This is a genomic window from Halomonas sp. M20, assembly GCF_020622265.1.
In the GTDB taxonomy this organism is placed as follows: Bacteria; Pseudomonadota; Gammaproteobacteria; order Pseudomonadales; family Halomonadaceae; genus Modicisalibacter.
In genome coordinates, this window is the sequence record NZ_JACNMQ010000002.1 from 225,891 (window position 1) to 243,480 (window position 17,590).

Annotated in this window: 18 protein-coding genes; 3 read left to right on the plus strand and 15 right to left on the minus strand. The window is 57.2% G+C overall.

What is annotated here, in order from left to right:
- From H7850_RS06660 to H7850_RS06680, 5 genes are all read right to left on the minus strand, one after another.
- The gene (locus H7850_RS06660; protein WP_227368745.1) at positions 1 to 1,572 is read right to left on the minus strand and encodes a Re/Si-specific NAD(P)(+) transhydrogenase subunit alpha; all 1,572 of its coding nucleotides are present in this window, start codon (positions 1,570 to 1,572) and stop codon (positions 1 to 3) included.
- A gap of 163 nt (positions 1,573 to 1,735) precedes the next feature.
- The gene (locus H7850_RS06665) at positions 1,736 to 2,329 is read right to left on the minus strand and encodes a cysteine hydrolase family protein (protein ID WP_227368746.1); all 594 of its coding nucleotides are present in this window, start codon (positions 2,327 to 2,329) and stop codon (positions 1,736 to 1,738) included.
- Between the two features lie 89 nt (positions 2,330 to 2,418).
- Complete coding sequence (locus tag H7850_RS06670) at positions 2,419 to 3,906, minus strand: protein adenylyltransferase SelO (RefSeq protein ID WP_227368747.1); 1,488 nt, start codon at positions 3,904 to 3,906, stop codon at positions 2,419 to 2,421.
- Positions 3,907 to 4,036: 130 nt separating this feature from the next.
- Positions 4,037 to 5,935: a molecular chaperone HtpG gene (gene htpG / locus H7850_RS06675; protein ID WP_227368748.1), complete on the minus strand. Its 1,899-nt coding sequence runs from the start codon at positions 5,933 to 5,935 to the stop codon at positions 4,037 to 4,039.
- 97 nt (positions 5,936 to 6,032) lie between these two features.
- Complete coding sequence (locus tag H7850_RS06680; RefSeq protein ID WP_227368749.1) at positions 6,033 to 6,374, minus strand: YkvA family protein; 342 nt, start codon at positions 6,372 to 6,374, stop codon at positions 6,033 to 6,035.
- A 127-nt stretch (positions 6,375 to 6,501) separates the two neighbouring features.
- Here H7850_RS06680 and H7850_RS06685 point away from each other — a divergent pair, with 127 nt between their 5' ends.
- Positions 6,502 to 8,448, plus strand: coding sequence for a transglycosylase SLT domain-containing protein (locus tag H7850_RS06685; RefSeq protein WP_227368750.1), 1,947 nt, complete (start codon positions 6,502 to 6,504; stop codon positions 8,446 to 8,448).
- 59 nt (positions 8,449 to 8,507) lie between these two features.
- Here the strand turns inward: H7850_RS06685 and H7850_RS06690 are convergent, their stop codons facing one another.
- The 4 genes from H7850_RS06690 to H7850_RS06705 form a co-directional block, all read right to left on the minus strand.
- Complete coding sequence (locus tag H7850_RS06690; protein WP_227368751.1) at positions 8,508 to 9,149, minus strand: LysE family translocator; 642 nt, start codon at positions 9,147 to 9,149, stop codon at positions 8,508 to 8,510.
- 40 nt (positions 9,150 to 9,189) lie between these two features.
- Positions 9,190 to 9,771, minus strand: coding sequence for an exopolysaccharide biosynthesis protein (locus H7850_RS06695; RefSeq protein WP_227368752.1), 582 nt, complete (start codon positions 9,769 to 9,771; stop codon positions 9,190 to 9,192).
- Between the two features lie 54 nt (positions 9,772 to 9,825).
- Positions 9,826 to 10,212 carry an NINE protein gene (locus tag H7850_RS06700; protein WP_227369163.1) on the minus strand — a complete coding sequence of 129 codons (387 nt, stop codon included), beginning with the start codon at positions 10,210 to 10,212 and terminating at the stop codon, positions 9,826 to 9,828.
- 361 nt (positions 10,213 to 10,573) lie between these two features.
- Positions 10,574 to 11,413 (minus strand): isopenicillin N synthase family dioxygenase, encoded by an 840-nt coding sequence (locus H7850_RS06705; protein ID WP_227368753.1) that lies wholly within the window; start codon positions 11,411 to 11,413, stop codon positions 10,574 to 10,576.
- A gap of 254 nt (positions 11,414 to 11,667) precedes the next feature.
- On the opposite strand from H7850_RS06705, the gene H7850_RS06710 reads away from it, so the two are divergent.
- Together H7850_RS06710 and H7850_RS06715 are read left to right on the plus strand one after the other, a co-directional pair.
- Positions 11,668 to 11,874, plus strand: coding sequence for a cold-shock protein (locus tag H7850_RS06710; protein WP_048308231.1), 207 nt, complete (start codon positions 11,668 to 11,670; stop codon positions 11,872 to 11,874).
- Positions 11,875 to 12,227: 353 nt separating this feature from the next.
- A complete protein-coding gene (locus H7850_RS06715) occupies positions 12,228 to 12,431 on the plus strand; it encodes a cold-shock protein (protein WP_048308232.1) in 204 nt (67 codons plus the stop codon).
- A 96-nt stretch (positions 12,432 to 12,527) separates the two neighbouring features.
- On the opposite strand, the gene H7850_RS06720 is transcribed toward H7850_RS06715, so the two are convergent.
- The 6 genes from H7850_RS06720 to yegS form a co-directional block, all read right to left on the minus strand.
- Positions 12,528 to 13,007 carry a hypothetical protein gene (locus tag H7850_RS06720; protein WP_227368754.1) on the minus strand — a complete coding sequence of 160 codons (480 nt, stop codon included), beginning with the start codon at positions 13,005 to 13,007 and terminating at the stop codon, positions 12,528 to 12,530.
- Between the two features lie 99 nt (positions 13,008 to 13,106).
- On the minus strand, positions 13,107 to 13,544 hold the full coding sequence (locus H7850_RS06725) for a nucleoside deaminase (protein WP_227368755.1): 438 nt from the start codon (positions 13,542 to 13,544) through the stop codon (positions 13,107 to 13,109).
- A gap of 9 nt (positions 13,545 to 13,553) precedes the next feature.
- Positions 13,554 to 13,982 carry a VOC family protein gene (locus H7850_RS06730; RefSeq protein ID WP_227368756.1) on the minus strand — a complete coding sequence of 143 codons (429 nt, stop codon included), beginning with the start codon at positions 13,980 to 13,982 and terminating at the stop codon, positions 13,554 to 13,556.
- A gap of 151 nt (positions 13,983 to 14,133) precedes the next feature.
- A complete protein-coding gene (locus H7850_RS06735; RefSeq protein WP_227368757.1) occupies positions 14,134 to 14,265 on the minus strand; it encodes a putative transporter small subunit in 132 nt (43 codons plus the stop codon).
- Between the two features lie 53 nt (positions 14,266 to 14,318).
- On the minus strand, positions 14,319 to 16,007 hold the full coding sequence (locus H7850_RS06740; RefSeq protein ID WP_227368758.1) for a sodium:solute symporter family protein: 1,689 nt from the start codon (positions 16,005 to 16,007) through the stop codon (positions 14,319 to 14,321).
- A gap of 589 nt (positions 16,008 to 16,596) precedes the next feature.
- Positions 16,597 to 17,559, minus strand: coding sequence for a lipid kinase YegS (gene yegS, locus H7850_RS06745; RefSeq protein ID WP_227368759.1), 963 nt, complete (start codon positions 17,557 to 17,559; stop codon positions 16,597 to 16,599).
- Positions 17,560 to 17,590 lie beyond the last annotated feature (31 nt).

The following is a 17,590-nucleotide window of genomic DNA, read 5'->3' on the forward strand; positions in this document are numbered from 1 at the left end:
TCAAGATTTCTGGAACATGGCAAGCATCCGGCGTGTCACCAGGAAGCCACCCACGATATTGATCGAGGCAATCAGCACCGAGATGCCGGCCAATATCACCACCAAGGCATTGCCGGAGCCAATCTGTAGCACTGCCCCCAGTACGATGATGCCGGAAATGGCGTTGGTGACCGCCATCAATGGCGTGTGCAGCGCGTGGCTGACGTTCCAGATCACCTGATAACCCACGAAGCAACCCAGCACGAAAACGATGAAATGCTGCATGAACGACGCCGGTGCCACCATCCCCAGCAGCAACATCACGATGCCGCCGATTCCCAGCATGGTGAACTGGGTCTTGGTCTGGGCCTTGAACGCCGCAATTTCGGCAGCCTTCTTCTCTTCGGCCGTGGGCTCCTTCTCCTTGGGTTTGGGCTTGGCGGCGGCGATCGCCTGTACCTTGGGCTTAGGTGGCGGATAGGTGATCTCGCCCTGATGGGTCACAGTAACGCCGCGAATCACATCGTCTTCCATATCCTGATTGATCTTGCCGTCTTTTTCCGGCGTCAGATCCGTCAGAAGATGGCGGATGTTGGTGGCATACAGCAAGGAGGCCTGGGTCGCCATACGGGAGGGAAAATCCGTATAGCCGATCACGACCACGCCGTTGTCCGTCACGACTCGCTCGTCGGGCTTGGTGAGTTCGCAGTTGCCGCCTTTTTCCGCTGCCAGGTCGATGATCACCGAACCGGGCTTCATGGCTTTGACCATGTCCTCGAGCAGCAGCTTGGGCGCGGGCCGGCCGGGAATCAGCGCCGTGGTGATGACGATATCCACCTCCGGGGCCTGCTCCTGGAACAGCGCCAGCTGTTTTTCGCGAAATTCAGGGCTCGAAGGCGATGCGTAACCACCTGAACCAGAGCTGTCCTGGGAATCCTCGAAGTCGAGAAACAGGAACTCGCCGCCCATGGACTCGATCTGCTCGGCTACCTCTGGGCGCACATCGAAGGCGCGCACGATGGCGCCGAGACTCGCCGCGGTGCCGATAGCGGCTAGCCCCGCAACCCCTGCGCCAACCACCATGACCTTGGCTGGCGGCACCTTGCCGGCGGCAGTCACCTGCCCCGCAAAAAAACGGCCAAACTGATTGCCCGCCTCGATTACCGCCCGATAGCCGGCGATATTGGCAGTGGAGGACAGTGCATCCATCTTCTGGGCGCGGGAGATGCGCGGCACCATGTCCATGGCCATGACCGTGGCACCCTGGGCCTTACACTTTTCTAGCAACGCCTCGTTCTGAGCCGGCCAGAAAAACGATATCAGGGTCTGATCTTTCTTGAGGTACCCGGCCTCCTGCTCGGAAGGCTCGCGTACCTTGATCACGACGTTAGCTTCCTTCCACAGCGCTTCGGCGCTATCGACCACGGTGACATCCGCTTCGCGATACGCCTCATCATGAAATCCCGCCGCCTCACCAGCCCCGGTTTCCACCAAGCACTCATGTCCGAGCTTGATGATATGTTTTGCACTCTCGGGGGTCAGCGCAACGCGCGCTTCTCCTTTGGCAAGCTCTTTGGGTGCACCAATCTTCACATCCACTCTCCTGTTTCCAGGTTATCGTTGTCTGCCCAATCCAGGGCGAAGGTGTGGTAACTACGTCTTGGCCATCTAGCTTACTGCAACTTTATAACCTTAGGTGATGCGTATTGCCTATGGCATCGATCACACAGACTACCATCGACAGTCTCTTGTCGAATCAAAAATGCTGAATGATCGAGTGCGTATCGGTGACCTGGGCATACTCCCCATCGAGCTGGGCCAGGCTCAGGTCATGCACCGCCTCGGCATCCCAGATTCTTCCATCGCGATCCATTACCGGAAAGCCGGCACAGGCGTCACCAGGCACCGAGATACCAAAATCCAGACAGGCGGCATGACGCACGCTGTTACCCAGTGAATGCGCCGTGGCGACGCCCGCCATGACAAGATGCGTGACGCCGTGCCGATGCAGCCAGCGTTCCAGATCGGTGCCTAGAAAGGCATTGTTGACGTGCTTGGTCACGATGCGCTCTCCCTCCCTAGGGGCCACGCACGCCTTGAACTCCGCCCCCAACTGACCGGGGCGATATGGCGAACGAAGCTCCCGGGAGTGATGCCGGATATGCACGACATGTCCATTTCCCCCGCGCCAGCAGTTCAACAGCTCCGACAGCCGTGCCTCGAGGTCCGGATTATTGCGACGGCCCCAGTAGTCGCGATCGTCGATTGCCTGCTGTACATCGACAATGACGAGCGCGGCACTTTCATCCCGGGCATCGCATAGCCTTAAACGAGCTGAGCCGGTTGCCATTGAACGGAACTCCTGCAGCTGGAAGCGAGTAAGAAAGGTTATAGCATAGGCGGTGATAGCCCTGCTCGCCGAACTCGATCGTCATCCTGTCAGGATGAGCAGGAAAGGCAAACCGGTGGCGCACTTACAGCCGGAGGCAAGAACCAGGCGCCGCTATCGCTGTCATGACGGCTGAAGGGTGAGGCCAGACGCTCGCGCATGCGCTGAAGCGGAGCGCTGTCACCGGCCGCGGCGGCTTCGATGGCATCCTGGACAAGATGGGTGCGCAACACATAGCAGGGATTGACCGCCTCCATTGCGCATCTGCGCGCCTCATGACTGCGAGACTCCTCCCCGAGGCGTTGATCATAGCTTTCCAGCCAGGCCATCAACGACGTGTCGTCCTGGGCAATCTCCAGCGCCTCGGCCAGCGCTCGCCGCGAATCGTCATCGCCGCGATAGCGCCCCAATGCCCGAAAGGCGTTGTGAAAGTCCACTTGATGCTGCTCCAGCAGCTTGAGCCAGTCCGCGACCAGGGATGAGTCGCCCGGCGAAGCATCGTCCGTTCTGGCCGTCAATCCCAGCCGCGCCCGCATGAGCTGCGCGTATGCACGCTGCAAGGTAGGTTCGTACTCATCGAGCATTTCTCGCAGGCGCTCGACGTCGATCAGCGGCGTCAACGATTGCGCCAGCACGCTCAGGTTCCACAGGCCGACCCCGGGCTGCTGCTCAAACGCATAGCGCCCACCGGCGTCGGTGTGGTTGGGCGTCCAGTCCGGCTTGTAGCGCTCCATGAACGCATAAGGCCCATAGTCCAGGGTCAGGCCCAGCAGCGACATGTTATCGGTATTCATCACCGCATGCACGAAGCCATAGGCCTGCCAGGCGGCGATCAGATTGGCGGTACGCTCCACCACGTCGGCAAAGAAGGCCTCGAAAGGCGCATCCGCCTCGGCGAATTCAGGCCGATGGCGGTGGATCAGATGCCAGAGCAATGTCTGCATGTCCTCGACCTTGCGGCGTTGATAGAGCCACTCGAAATGCCCGAACCGCGCATGGCTCGGCGACAGGCGTAGCAGGGTCGCACCAGGCTCGACCCGTTCGCGCATCACCCGCTCATCGTTGACCGCTACCGCCAGCGCAGTCGTGGTAGGAATGCCCAGTCCGCTCATGGCCTCCCCGGCCAGATATTCGCGAATCGAGGAGCGCAGCACCGCTCGCCCATCGCCAAAGCGCGAATACGGCGTTTGTCCTGCGCCTTTCAAATGTAGATCCATTGGCCCCTGGGCGGTCACTGCTTCGCCCAGCAGCAGGCCACGCCCATCGCCAAGAGCCGGGTTGTAGCTGCCGAATTGATGGCCAGTGTATTTCTGGGCAATGGGAGTCATGCCGGGCAGTAGCTCGCGGCCGGCCATCAATGCCTCGAGACGCTCGGGATCGATCGAATCGGATTCCAGGTCGAGACCGAGCTGAGCGGCCCCCAGGGGGCTGACATCCAGCACCCGCGTATTGCGCCAGGCCGTGGGGGTGACGCGGGAATAGAACGCCTCGGGCAAGCGCATCCAGGCGTTATCGAACTGCAGGGAATTCAAATTCATGCGATACACACCTCGCGAAGATCGCTGTCTTGAGTGCGCTGTCTCGAGTGTAAGCCATGTTAGTGGCATGACTGCAAAAACAAACGACCGGCCAGAAAGGCCGGTCGTTCGGTCGATGCTATCGACAATCTCAGGCCGTCAGCAAGGTATTGAGACGCTTGACGTAGGCCGCCGGGTCGTCGAGATGACCGCCTTCGGCGATGATTGCCTGGTCGAGCAGGATGCGCGCCAGATCCGCGAAGTTGGCATCCTCGGAGCTTTCCAGCCGCCCGACGAGTCCATGCTTCGGGTTAAGCTCGAGAATTGGCTTGACCTCCGGCACCGGTTGCCCGGCTGCTTCCATGATGCGACGCATCTGAAAGCCCATCTCGTGTTCGGAGAGCACTACGCAGGCCGGAGAATCCGTCAGGCGGTGGGTCACCCGCACTTCCTGAACGTCGTCACCCAGGGCTTCCTTGACACGCTTGACCAGATCCTCCTTGGCCTTGGCAGTCTCTTCCTGAGCTTGCTTCTCTTCCTCGCCTTCGATCTCACCCAGATCCAGATCGCCTTTAGCGACGTCGGCGAAGGTCTTGCCGTCGTACTCGGTAAGATGACTCATCAACCATTCGTCGATACGCTCGGACAGCAACAGCACCTCGATGCCCTTCTTACGGAAGATCTCCAGATGCGGGCTGTGCTTGGCGGCATTGAAGCCGTCCGCGATGATGTAATAGATCTTCTGCTGGCCTTCCTTCATGCGGCCCACATAGTCCGCCAGGGACTGATCCTGGGTGGTACTGTCGGTGTGGGTGCTGGAGAAGCGCAGCAGTTCGCTGATCTTGTCGCGGTTGGCGTGATCTTCCGCCGGGCCTTCCTTCAGAACGCTGCCGAAGCTGTTCCAGAAGGTCTGATAGCCTTCCTTGTCCTTGGCCAGCTTCTTGAGCATGTCCAAGGCACGCTTGGTCAGCGCCGACTTCATCTTGTCGACCTGGGGGTCCTGCTGCAGCAGTTCCCGAGACACGTTCAAGGATAGATCCTTGGAGTCTACCACGCCCTTGACGAAGCGCAGATAGAGCGGCAGGAACTGCTCTGCGTCTTCAAGGATGAACACGCGTTGCACATAAAGACGCACGCCTCGGGCGCCGTCCCGCTCGTAAAGATCGAAAGGCGCGCGACCCGGCACGTAGAGCAGGCTGGTATATTCGAGCTTGCCCTCGACCTTGTTGTGGCTCCAGGTCAGCGGATCGTTGAAGTCATGGGCGACGTGCTTGTAAAACGCCTTGTACTCGTCGTCGCTGATCTCCGACTTGGGGCGCACCCATAATGCCTGAGCCTCGTTGACGGTTTCCCAGGTAACGGTTTCGCTGCCTTCGATGTCGTTGCCGTCTTCGTCCTGGGCTTTCTCGACCTTGGGCATGCGCACCGGGACTTCGATATGATCGGAGTACTTGCGCACCAGATTCTTGAGGCGGAAGTCGTCGGCGAACTCCTGGGCGTCCTTTTTCAACTGCAGCACGATCTCGGTGCCCCGCCGGGGCTTGTCGATATCGGCAATGGTGAACTCGCCCTCGCCCTGGGAGCGCCACTCCACGCCTTCGTCCGCATCGGCGCGGCGAGTACGCACCGTCACCTCGTCGGCGACGATGAAACCGGAGTAGAAGCCGACGCCGAACTGGCCGATCAGCTTGGCGTCCTTCTGCTGCTCACCGGAAAGCTGCTGCAGGAACTCCGCGGTGCCGCTCTTGGCGATGGTGCCGAGATTCTTGATCACTTCCTCACGGCTCATGCCGATGCCGTTGTCGCGCACGGTGACGGTGCCAGCCTTGTCGTCGTGCTCGATCTCGATGCGCAGATCGCTGTCGTCGCCATAAAGCGCGTCGTTGTCCAATGCCTCGTAGCGCAGCTTGTCGCAGGCGTCCGCGGCGTTGGAAATCAACTCACGAAGGAATATCTCCCGGTTGGAGTACAGGGAGTGAATCATCAGATGCAGTAACTGCTTGACCTCGGTCTGGAAACCAAGCGTTTCTTCATGGGTGGCGGTAGTCATGTGGCAAAAGCCCCTCATGGTGTCATGGAGAATCGTTCGACACGGATATGGGGTCCTGTAGGGACTTTTCAAGCGTTTGGATGCAATACGTCATGAATCAGCCTGGATTTTGCATCGGCGGATCGATATCGACCGCTTTCCAGCGCCGATAGTCTTCGAGAGAGTTGTCGACCTTGGTCAGCAACCAGCCGACGATCACCACATCGTCCACCATGCCGATCAGCAGAAACACTTCAGGAATCAAATCGAGAGGCGATACAAGATAGACAAGGGCCAGCGCCATCCAGACAAATGCCGACCAGGGGACGGGGCGATAGCGGCCCTTGATGACATCGGCGCACATGGGGGCAAACAGCTTCAGCGCACGGGCTATCCGTGATAGCGCGCCAGCCCGAGCCGTCAGTCGCGAAAAAGGATTCAAGCGTTTGAATATTGACATTACGTTTCTCCGTGTCAGGCGCGTAAACTCATCATGAGTAGTCGCTTAGAGACTTCATAAAACCTGGTAGCATTCACGTTTTGCGACTGCTTTACATAATTGGGGCAAGTACAAGGAAACACCAGTCATGAAATTTCAATATCTCAGGCGTGGCATGGCCTTGACGGTTGCCGCAATGATGAGCCTGCCGATCATGGCTAGCGATAACGTCGATCAGCAAATGCGTCAATCCCTGGAGGCCGCGCGCAATAAGCAGTGGGACAAGATTGATCAGGACGCCATCGAGGATCATGTGCTGGCAGGCTATATCGAATACCACCGGCTGCGCGATCGCTTGCCTCATGCTGATGCGGCGGTCGTCAACGAGTTTATTCAGCGTTATGCCGATTCACCGCTGAGCAGCTGGATGCGGGGCGTCGCGGAAGTCAGTTACGGCCATGGCGGTCGTTTCGATTCGCTGCTTGCGGTCAGCGACGGCAAGCCTCGCGGCACCGTTCGCCAGTGCTATTACTATACCGCCCTGCTTGACCGCGAGCCCGCAACTGCGGCCCAGGGCGGCCTCGATCTGTGGCTGACCGGACGCTCCCAGCCGGATGCCTGCGACGACCTCTTCGCGACCCTTCGCGCCCGAGGCGTTATCGATGGCCGCGCCATCTGGCAGCGTCAAATGCTCGCCTGGGAGAACGGCGAGGATAGTCTGGCCCGCTATTTGTCACGCTCGCTTCCCAGCACCTGGGACGGCGCTCAGACGGCTTACGAGCGCTTGCAAAAGAATTATGCCGCAATCACGCAAATCCCGGTAAGCCTTGGGCCTGGCGGAGCAGGCAGTGCCGCTCTCTTTACGGCGGCCATGCATAATTTCACCCGGGCCGATACCGAAGCCGCCTTGGAGGCCTGGCGCAAGGTCGGCCCTCATTTATCCCTGGAGGCTCCCCAGCGCCACCAGATCGAACGCGACCTGGCGTTCTACTCCATGGTTCGTGAGGTTGGCAACAACGAAGGCTGGGTGGACGACGTGCTGCCTCGGCTAGCCGACGAGGACCTGCTTGAGTTGCGCGTGCGTCGTGCCCTGGCCCAACGCAACTGGAACGAGGTCGTTCACTGGGTTCGCGCGATGCCCGAAGAGGCGCGTCAGAGCGCCCACTGGCAATACTGGCTGGGTCGCGCCCTGGCCAAGCAAGGCGATGATCAGGCCTCTCGCAACGCCTACGCCATTGCCGCCTCCCAACGCGATTTCTTCGGCTTTGCCGCGGCGGATCGCCTGCAGCAGCCTTACAACCTCAATCTGGAACGCGCCACCTTCAGCGAAGAGTTCCGTCGCCAGGTCGCCAACTGGCCCGCGGTAAAACGCGCCGAAGCCCTGCAGCGCATCGATGAGCCGGGACTCGCCCGAAGCGAATGGTATGGCGCTGTGGCCCGCGCCTCTGAAAAAGAGGCCAAGGCACTGGCGGATTACGCGCTGAGTCAGGGCCGCTACGCTACCCTGGTACAGACCACGATTACCGCCAAACAGTGGGACGCGCTGGATTGGCGCTTCCCCGAGGCGTATCGGGATAGTTTTCTGCGCTGGGGGGAGACGACCGGTGTCGACCCCTACCTGCTGATGGGTATCGCCCGGCGTGAAAGCGCCTTCAACAATGAGGCGGTCTCTCCTGTGGGGGCTCGCGGCTTGATGCAGCTGATGCCGGGTACTGCCGCGCTGGTCAGCCGTCAGATCGGTAGCGCCAACCCCAGCTTGGAAGGGTTGTTCGATCCCGAGGTCAACATCCGCCTGGGCAGCACCTACATTCGCGATATGCTCAAGCGCTATAGCGGTAACCGTCTGGCCGCCACTGCCGCCTACAACGCTGGCCCCAGCCGAGTCGATCGCTGGCTGCGCGATTCACCCGATGAGTTCGACCTGTTCGTCGAGAGCATCCCTTTTCGTGAAACTCGCAATTACGTTCAGGCGGTACTGGCGTATCAAGTCATCTTTGCCAGTCTGGCAAAAGACGGCGATACCCGGGGCATCGCCATGCTGACGAAAGCCGAGCGTCAGGGTGAGTACGATGCGTCGCTGATGGCGCGCAATTAGAACATTGGGTCGTGATACTGAGCGCCTCGATCGAGGCGCTTTTTTTGCGCCTCTGATACTCAAGGGCGTTGTTGCAAGGCCAGCTTGATTCCGAATGCGATTAGCACGGCTCCCGTGACACCTTCGAGACTGCGTGATACCCATCCTTTCGCCAGCCAATGACCCGCACGCCCCACCATCAGCACGATACCGATTTGCCAGACATTGGCGATGACGAAATGCACGCCTGCCAGCCATAGCGACTTGAGCAGCGCCGGGTCGCTGGGTGCAATGAACTGAGGCAGAAAGGCCATGTAGAAAACGACGGTCTTGGGGTTGAGCACATTCGACAAGAATCCTTCCCGCAGGGATTGCCAGGAAGAAACCCGCCGTGACGGCGAGTCGATTCCGGCGATGGGCAAGGGTGATCCGCGTCGGGCGCTGAGCAGGCTTTGTATGCCCAACCATACGAGATAAGCCGCCCCCAGCAGCTTGAGCATGCCAAATGCCCAGGCGGATTGCAGCAGGATCAGCGAAATCCCCAGAGCAGAAACGCTGGCATGCACGAACAAGCCACAACAGATGGCCAAGCTGGTCAGCACCCCATCCCAGATACCGCCGCGTACCGTGTTTCGGATCACCAGCAAGGTATCGATACCCGGAGTCATGCTCAACAGCGTAATGGCAAGTACGAAAGTCCAGAATTGAGCATCGATCAGCATAGGGAGGGCTATTGATAAAACGTTGGCATGAATGGAGCTTTCAAAGAACTAGCGACTGCAAAAGGAAGAAACCGCCAACCACTACAACGGCGAGTCCGATCACCATCAACAAGCCATCCTTGGCGGCCAGCCCGAGCCCCATCAGGGTAATGGCCAGCGCCGGCAAGGCAGCCGCAAAGGGCAAGAGTTCCAGAGGAAGCATGGATAACGCCAACACGACCGCCAGTACCGCGATCAGCCGTTGTGAAAACGGATTGACCAAACCCTGCAGGCGCGGCTTGAGCAACTTATCGATACGTTGAGTCCAGGGCTTCAACCTTGTTACGGCGTGACTGAACTTATCGTGGCTGAACCCGCGTTGAGCCAGGCGCCGGGGCAGCCAGGGCGAGGACTTTCCCATTACCATTTGTATCGCCACCATGGCGATAAACAGCCCACAAAGGGTCGGTATACCGGGAATGGCGCCCGTGGGCAGCAGTACGATCAGTGCCGGCAATACCAGCAATGGCCCGAAACCGCGGGTTTCAAAATTGTCGATGATATCCTGCAGCCGAATGGTCTCACCACTATCGGATTCATCGAGTTGTTTTAATAGTTGTGTCAAGGTAATGCGTTGCGCCATGCGCCCTCCCTGGCGGGTTCAGTTGGCAGGATCGAAATGAGATGAGCCGTATGCTCAATTACTGAAGATTCCACGGCGTGCATGCTTCAAGGAGATCTGATCGTTCAGCGTCCAGAAATCGTAGAGCACTCCAATCAGGAACAACCCACCAGTAAACAGGTAGAGAATGCCGGTAATCCATTTGCCCATGTACATTCGGTGAACACCGAAAATCCCCAGAAAGGTCAATAGCACCCAGGCCAGCGTATAGTTGGTTGGCCCTGCCCTGAAGCGCAGATCGGCCTGCCTATCCATGCCGGGAATCAAAAACAGATCGATCAGCCAGCCAATGCCTAGAAGACCCAGTGTAAGAAACCAGATCGTGCCGGTGATCGGTTTACCATAGTAAAAACGATGGGCCCCGGTGAAACCTAGTATCCATAGCAGGTAACCAACGCCCATATTGTGAGTATTGCTGGTAGACAATTGAGTCACGTTTGCTCCTGTAGCGAGTTGTTGAGGAATCAAATACTAGCAAGATGACTCCTGGGGATGCCTAGGGTCTGTTGACGTTTCATCACGAACCGCGTTGCTGCATCAAAAAGTGCCAGCCAAGGCGCGGAACGCAGGGAAGGGTTATTCCCTTTTCAAGTTTCGCAACGCAGGATGGCGCTTTTTGATGCGCAACCCGAAGGGCTGGGTCAGTTTTTATCCGCTGCGGCGTTAGTCGTCGTTCATTTGGAATAACCAAACCTCTCTCCTCCTGCCTTGCCCCGAATAAAAACTGACGCCAGCGCGGCCGTGAACGAAACGTCAACAGACCCTAGAGGACGCCAAGCTCCCTGAGTCTTTCCTTGAGATAGCTATCCGCCGTATGGCGCTGTGACAGCTCGACCTCGGGGCGTGGATGCAAGAACAGTGGCAACGATAAACGCGATTGGGAACAAGCTGCCCCGACGGGATTGACCACTCGATGGGTAGTGGAAGGGAAATAACCTTGGGACGCCTCCTGCAGCATATCGCCGACATTGATCACCAGCTGCCCAGGATCGCAAGGCACCTGATGCCATTTACCCTCCCGACCACGTACTTCAAGGCCCGGCTCGTTGGCGGCAGGCAGCACCGTCAACAGATTGATATCCTCATGGGCGGCGGCCCTTACCGCATCAGGCTGTTCGTTGCCGGCCAATGGGGGGTAATGCAACACCCGCAGCAAGGTCTGCTCACTACCCTCGACCATATGAGACAGCGGCTCATGATAGTGACGTGCCACTTCGGCAGGCGTTTGCGCCTCGATCCAGCCAAGTAGCGTCGCAGCAAGGGACTCCGCACGCCGGTAATAGTCCATGACCTCATCACGCAGCGAATCCGGTATACGCCCCCAGGGATAGACGTGGTAATACTCCTTGAGATCCTTGACGCCATGACCCTTGGCAGTTTCCGAGACGTCCGGCGGAAAATAGCCATCCTGGCGCAGGGGGTCGAAGCGCCAGGCATGTTTGTCGTCGCTATCGAAGAATGCTTGCCAACGGCGATAGATCGACTCGAGCAAAGCATCAGGCAACGGATGGTTACGCAAAACCCCAAATCCCGTATCGCGCAACGACTGCGCGAAGTGTTCGGCAGCATCCGATGATGCATAATCGACGTTCTGGACGTGCATGATTTTTCCAACTATGTTGCTTTAGCGAGCATCGTAACCTGAAAAGTGCCGGTATAGCAGTACGGCAGAACCCTTGGGATACGAACTTGCATCATTGAGCAACTGGCTCGACATTGCCCTTCCGTTCGCTTTTCCGGCATTGGGCGACGAATCTGCTGCTGATGATCCATGTAATTGAAGTATGACGGGTGTAAAGAAGGTATCGGTCCGATTTATACCCAGCACCATCATTAGCTAGTCGAGGAAATCTGCAAATGGCAACTGGCACTGTCAAGTGGTTCAACGATACCAAGGGCTACGGCTTCATCTCCCCAGACGATGGCGGCGACGACCTGTTTGCTCACTTCTCCGAAATCCAGGCGGATGGCTTCAAGACCCTGCAGGATGGACAAAAGGTCTCTTTCGATGTCACCCAGGGCAAAAAGGGCCTTCAGGCTGCTAATATCAAGGTTGTGAATTAACCCCACTGCCTCTTCGAGGCAAAAGGCGTCGACTTCTTCGCCTCCTCTCATCAACCAGCATTCGATAGCAAAAAGGGCTTGTTGCGGCAGGCCTTTTTTGCTTGCGCACACCATAGTGGAATGTGTCATACTCCTGAGTATTATGGCAAATAGTTCTTGACCCTATCGAGTGAATAGCCCATTCTCTCATCCGTTGGTTTGTAAGCAGAATGACGTCGGTTGTAATCGATTCCCCTCGATAATCCTCGTGCGCGTTTTCTCTAGCATATGAGCCTCGCACTGATGGTGGAAAGCAGCTCACGGCTTCTCGAAACCACATCAATATCATCTAGTTAGCAGTAAGGAAATCGACAATGGCAACTGGCACTGTCAAGTGGTTCAACGATACAAAAGGCTTTGGTTTCATTTCTCCGGACGACGGCGGTGATGACCTCTTCGCTCACTTCTCTGAAATTCAAGCTGACGGCTTCAAGTCTCTGCAGGACGGACAGAAGGTTTCCTTCGACGTCACTCAGGGCAAGAAAGGCCTTCAGGCTGCCAACATCAAGCCCGAGTAATCGCGGCTGCACGATGTAGTAATCCGTTTTAGATAAGCGGATTGCAGTAAGAGGCCCACTTACGAGTGGGCCTTTTCGTGTCCGTCGTTTATGCCGCTAGGGTCGATTTCCTTTGTCCAACCCATCGACCTCCTGGTTCTGCTTGACGTCTTCCTCTTCCGCGGCCTTGAACTGCTCTTCGAGCTCCTTCTCTGCTTCCTCGAAGCGCCTCTCCGTTTCCTTCAACGCCTCGTTGACATCATCTTCCGTGTTATCCCATGAGCTATCCGCAGCCTTTTCTCCTGAACTGCTACCAATAGTGGAATCGCTCGAGCGCGTATCACTGGGCATCGTCTGATCGTCATTTACCGTAGCAGTAGGTTCTTCAGGCGCCGTTGCTGCACCATTTGAAGATGAACCAGTCTGAGCCTGACTATTCGACCGTTCAGGCGACTGCGGTGATGCCTGCGCGATTTGCACTGAATCGCTACTCGTTTGACTCGATTGCGTCGATGGTTTCTCCCCATCGTCACAAGCTGCCAAGCCCAGTGACAGCATCAGTGTTGCTGTAGGCAACATCCAGGGCGCTTTGGCCATCAATCCTCTCCTTGAAAATGAATGAACCCCTCGTCCGATGCAGCGTCATTGCAGCAAACCCAGCCCCCTTGCGCAAGATAGAACGGTTGCCCGCATTACTTATACGCCGATGTCCTCATTCCACAGATCCGGATGACGCTCGATGAATGCCTCCATCAACTCGCGGCATTCCTTGCTATCAATGATTTCGAGCTTGACCCCGCCTTCGCGAAGATGCGTTTCAGCCCCCATGAAGGTACGGTTCTCGCCTATCGTCAAATGCGGAATGCCATAAAGCAGGATCGCGCCGCTGCACATCGGGCACGGCGACAAGGTGGTATAAAGCACACACTCACTGTAGACGGACGCGGGCTGACGCCCCGCATTCTCCAACGCATCCATTTCAGCATGCAACACCACGCTACCGCGTTGATGGCGCTGATTATGCCCACGCCCTATGATACGGCCACGATAGACCAGTACCGAGCCAATGGGTACCCCTCCTTCTTCCAGCCCCCGGCGCGCTTCGTCGACAGCCGCCTGCATGAACTCATCCATGATATTTCCTCAAGTAGCAAACAGTTGACCCTCGATATCACGAAACGCCTTGAACTCCAGCGCGTTGCCCGATGGGTCGAAAAAGAACATGGTCGCCTGCTCGCCTGGCTCACCATGAAAACGGATGTAAGGCTCTATCTCGAAACGTATTCCCGCCCGAGTCAGACGATCGACCAGGCTTTCCCATTCCGGCATATCCAGCACGACGCCAAAGTGAGGCACGGGCACACCATGGCCATCCACGGCGTTCCGGTGAAGATTACCCTGAACGCTCTCTAACTCGGGATTCAGGTGGCAAACGAATTGATGACCATAGAGATTGAAATCGACCCAAATGTCGCTGGAGCGCCCTTCCGCGCAGCCAAGTAGATCGCCATAGAACCTTCTAGACTCATCGATATCACGCACCTGCACGGCCAGATGAAATGGATGCGGCATAAAATATTCCTCCTTGACTCGACCTTCTCATATTCAAGCGCAGAATTGTTAGAGAGACGAGTTTACTCCCGGCAATTGGGTTTTCCCTGGCACGGGCTAGATTCGTTACTCTATTTCTGACAGCGACACAGGGATCTATAAAAGCCTCAAGCTAGACCAAGTCGCGCTTTTCTCGCTTGGCCGCGCGAATATCCTTGCGAACCGCTGAACAGATCAGCAGCAATACCGCCAGGGTAATGGTAGGCCAAATCAGAATATAGGTGCCATAAATCAACGTTTGCATTTTCTTTCCTCCATTCGCCCCAGCGATGACACCGAGGCTTGGTCGCATCATGGTTATTCGTAGCTGGCGATACCGGGTTTAGGCTTGTCTACAGCCATGCCAACGCCTTCATCATGGTCGTAATTGCCCACCCGACGTTTGATGTCATTGAAGTCGAAGTGCTCGTTGGCCATCAGGCTCAGCACCACGCACACTAGAGTGCTGGTACCGTAAGCGGTCAGCGACGACAGCAGTACGGTATAGTCCCGCAGGAAGTCGGTCGCAAAAAAGGCCATCGCCACGGCGGTAACAATACCTGCAATAGCGCCGATACGGCGCCCGCAGAAGCCAAAGCTCATCAGCCCGATCACCACGCCGGCGCCGATCGAAGCCAACAGTTCGAAGAACAGCGCCACCACCCCCGTCATGGACAGCACCTCAAAGCGCGCCAGACAGAACATGACCAGCGCGACGACGACCGACCAGGTAAAGGCGGCATTGGTGACTCGATTCCAGAAGCAGCTGGCAATCACCGGAAACACGATGGCGCCCCATAGCGCACCGACGAATACCAGCATCACCAAGATATCCAGAGAGAAGCTGGCAAAGACGATGCCGATCACGGTGGCAATGACCATGGTCAAACGTCCGATGAAGAGCATCTTCCTGGGGTCTGCCCTGCCCTTGGCCAGATTCTTGCCGTAGACATCCGCCATCACGATGGCGGACAGGGCCGATAGATCGGAATCCGCGGTGGACGAGAGCGAGCCGATCACCAGAATGAAGAACAGACCAATGAATACCGGTGGCAGGTAGGTGGACACCATCTGCGGAATCAGGTTGTTCATGTCACCGTTCATCGGTTCGACACCAACGGTCAACGCCATCAGACCGATCATGCCAAGACCGATAACGATGGCGCCATAGCCGATAGTAGCGGTGATGAACGTAGGCTTGATGTGATCTTCGTTGACCGCGAACAGACGCTGGGAGATCGTCTGGTTACCGATGGCGTAGGCCAGTACGGCAACGAAATACGGCGCGCCCTGGTTGAGAATAGCGTCCGTGGAAAACAGATTGGCCTGTTCACTGGTCAGGTTGCCGAGTCCTTCCACCATGACCGATGGGCCACCCATGGCAAATAGCACCGCAGGAATAATCACGACGGCGATGGCCATCAGGGCCATGAGCTGAGCGAAATCGGTAAGCACCGAGGCGCGAAAGCCAGACCACAGGGTATACCCCAGCACCCCGACACCGGCGATAATCACGCCTACCTGAAAGGAGAGCGGTGACAGTACCGAGACCAGCGCTCCAGCAGCAGTAAAGTTGACCATCAAGCTGATGATACTGCCCAGCAGATTGGAAAACGCCAAGATCAACTGGCTGGAAGACCCGTGGCGGGCATGAATCAACTCCCCCAGCGTATGCGCATTAGGCGCCAGCTTGCGAAAGCGCTGACCGAAGGGATAGATGAACAGAATCATCAGCGCGCCCCATAGGCCGTAATGGAGCGGGCCGGAAACGCCGTAGGTGTAGCCGGAGGTAGCGGCAGCGTAGAAGGAAGCCGCCCAGATCCAGGTGGCGGTCATGCTGGCCGCCCCCATGCCAAAGCCAATCCGGTGATTGGAGACCATGAAGGCGTCGGTATCCTCCTTGCCTTTCTTGATGGTCAGGGTCAGCAGATAGGTGCCGCCATAGAAGGCTGCTAAAAGGAGCAGTACCGTGAGGGTAGAGAATTGATAGAAGCCTGCGTCGTTCAAGGTAGGATCTCTCGGTCGGGCTGGATGCCGCATCCTTGGCCACAGCGTTGCTGCAATCCTAACGACAGGTGGCATCAGCGTTGATGGACGGACCAGCGCGAAAATTCGACGCGGTGATCGTAACGGGATGTGGCTTGCAAAACGCAGCCCAAAGCTAGTCGATCAGATCTGGATTCTGGGAGCGTGAGGCGATGCCAGAGCTCACAGGTTCAGATAGGCAAGAAGCGTTGGCAGAAGCCGACATGAAAAAGACTGGTCTCAGGGGCCAGGTGTCTGGGGAGTCGCTAGGGATCGCCTTTCTGGCGAAAGGAGGCATATGCCCGGGGATTCATACGTTTGGGAAAAATATCGCCAATCACAATGACGGCAATGAAGATGAATCTAGCCAAAACAGGTCTTGGCGAATTGTACTTTGTCATGAACTCTCTCCGGCGATAGCGTCATGTCAGGTGACGTTCGTTAACGCTGGTGATGCAGTCATCGGCAAAGCGAGACCAGCGGTGGAGCAAGGCAGACGCTCCACGAAGGCACAGCATGCTAGAGGCAGAGCAGTCTCTTGTAAAGCCTCCTGAAAAATCCAGAGTTGCGTTCAGCTGGAGACGGTTTCGGCTTGAGCAGTCGATACGGAGGACAATAGCGGACTGCTCGTAGGCAGTAGCATACGAATGGCACGGGGTATCAGCGTGGCCTCGAACTCCCGCAGATAACGCGGTTCACCGTCAAGATTGAGCGGAAACGCACCATCCGCGTGAAAAGTAACCCTCGGCGCGCGCACCGTGCGTACAAAGTCGCCGTTTTCCGGAATACGTTCGAGTTCGTGCATCAGCTGGCGCATTTCACTCAACGAGGAGAAATGACGCACGATCAATATATCCAGCAACCCATCATCGATCTTGGCCTGTGGCGCCAATTGCTGACCTCCTCCGGCCTGGGAGCCATTAGCAATGGCCAGTAGAAAAAGCGGGGCTTCGATCTCTTTTTCTTGCCCATTTTCGTTCCAGCGGATGAGGCCGCTGTAAGGTCGATAGTGCCAGACCTTGAACATGCCCATCAGCGCGTAGGCGCCGCCTCCCAGCACACGCTTGAGCGCCCTGGGCGTCGAGGTGGTCACTTGGGCGCCAAAGCCCCCGGATGCGACATTGATGAAATAATCGTCTCCCAGGTGCGCAACATCCACAGCTCTGGACGAGACGCTCAACGCTTCGCGCAGGGCGATCTGCGGTTCGAGAGATAGACCAAGGCCACGGGCAAGATCGTTGGCACTCCCTAGAGGAAGTACGCCCAGCGCTGCGCGTTCGGCTTCCTCGAGGCGCATCAAACCGTTGACGACTTCATTGACGCTGCCGTCACCACCGCCAACGATCAATCGGCCAATACCTTCGCGGCAGGCTTCCTGAGCGTAGCGCAGGCCATCCCCCAACTCCCAGGTAACACGCACCTGGAGATCGTATCCCTCTTTTCGTAACGCCTTCACGGCCTCACGTAATTCAGGAACCTGTGACGACTTGCCATTGATGATCAAACGCGTCATACCCGCCGTTGCATCGGCCATTCCTGCGTTCCTTACTTATGATGTTATGTGC

What these genes read in the sequence shown, in the direction of transcription:
- H7850_RS06665 (WP_227368746.1), bottom strand. Translation starts at nt 2,329, where the DNA reads ATGGCAACCGGCTCAGCTCGTTTAAGGCTATGCGATGCCCGGGATGAA.
- H7850_RS06670 (WP_227368747.1), bottom strand. Translation starts at nt 3,906, where the DNA reads ATGAATTTGAATTCCCTGCAGTTCGATAACGCCTGGATGCGCTTGCCC.
- htpG (WP_227368748.1), bottom strand. Translation starts at nt 5,935, where the DNA reads ATGACTACCGCCACCCATGAAGAAACGCTTGGTTTCCAGACCGAGGTC.
- H7850_RS06680 (WP_227368749.1), bottom strand. Translation starts at nt 6,374, where the DNA reads ATGTCAATATTCAAACGCTTGAATCCTTTTTCGCGACTGACGGCTCGG.
- H7850_RS06685 (WP_227368750.1), top strand. Translation starts at nt 6,502, where the DNA reads ATGAAATTTCAATATCTCAGGCGTGGCATGGCCTTGACGGTTGCCGCA.
- H7850_RS06690 (WP_227368751.1), bottom strand. Translation starts at nt 9,149, where the DNA reads ATGCTGATCGATGCTCAATTCTGGACTTTCGTACTTGCCATTACGCTG.
- H7850_RS06695 (WP_227368752.1), bottom strand. Translation starts at nt 9,771, where the DNA reads ATGGCGCAACGCATTACCTTGACACAACTATTAAAACAACTCGATGAA.
- H7850_RS06700 (WP_227369163.1), bottom strand. Translation starts at nt 10,212, where the DNA reads ATGGGCGTTGGTTACCTGCTATGGATACTAGGTTTCACCGGGGCCCAT.
- H7850_RS06705 (WP_227368753.1), bottom strand. Translation starts at nt 11,413, where the DNA reads ATGCACGTCCAGAACGTCGATTATGCATCATCGGATGCTGCCGAACAC.
- H7850_RS06710 (WP_048308231.1), top strand. Translation starts at nt 11,668, where the DNA reads ATGGCAACTGGCACTGTCAAGTGGTTCAACGATACCAAGGGCTACGGC.
- H7850_RS06715 (WP_048308232.1), top strand. Translation starts at nt 12,228, where the DNA reads ATGGCAACTGGCACTGTCAAGTGGTTCAACGATACAAAAGGCTTTGGT.
- H7850_RS06720 (WP_227368754.1), bottom strand. Translation starts at nt 13,007, where the DNA reads ATGGCCAAAGCGCCCTGGATGTTGCCTACAGCAACACTGATGCTGTCA.
- H7850_RS06725 (WP_227368755.1), bottom strand. Translation starts at nt 13,544, where the DNA reads ATGGATGAGTTCATGCAGGCGGCTGTCGACGAAGCGCGCCGGGGGCTG.
- H7850_RS06730 (WP_227368756.1), bottom strand. Translation starts at nt 13,982, where the DNA reads ATGCCGCATCCATTTCATCTGGCCGTGCAGGTGCGTGATATCGATGAG.
- H7850_RS06735 (WP_227368757.1), bottom strand. Translation starts at nt 14,265, where the DNA reads ATGCAAACGTTGATTTATGGCACCTATATTCTGATTTGGCCTACCATT.
- yegS (WP_227368759.1), bottom strand. Translation starts at nt 17,559, where the DNA reads ATGGCCGATGCAACGGCGGGTATGACGCGTTTGATCATCAATGGCAAG.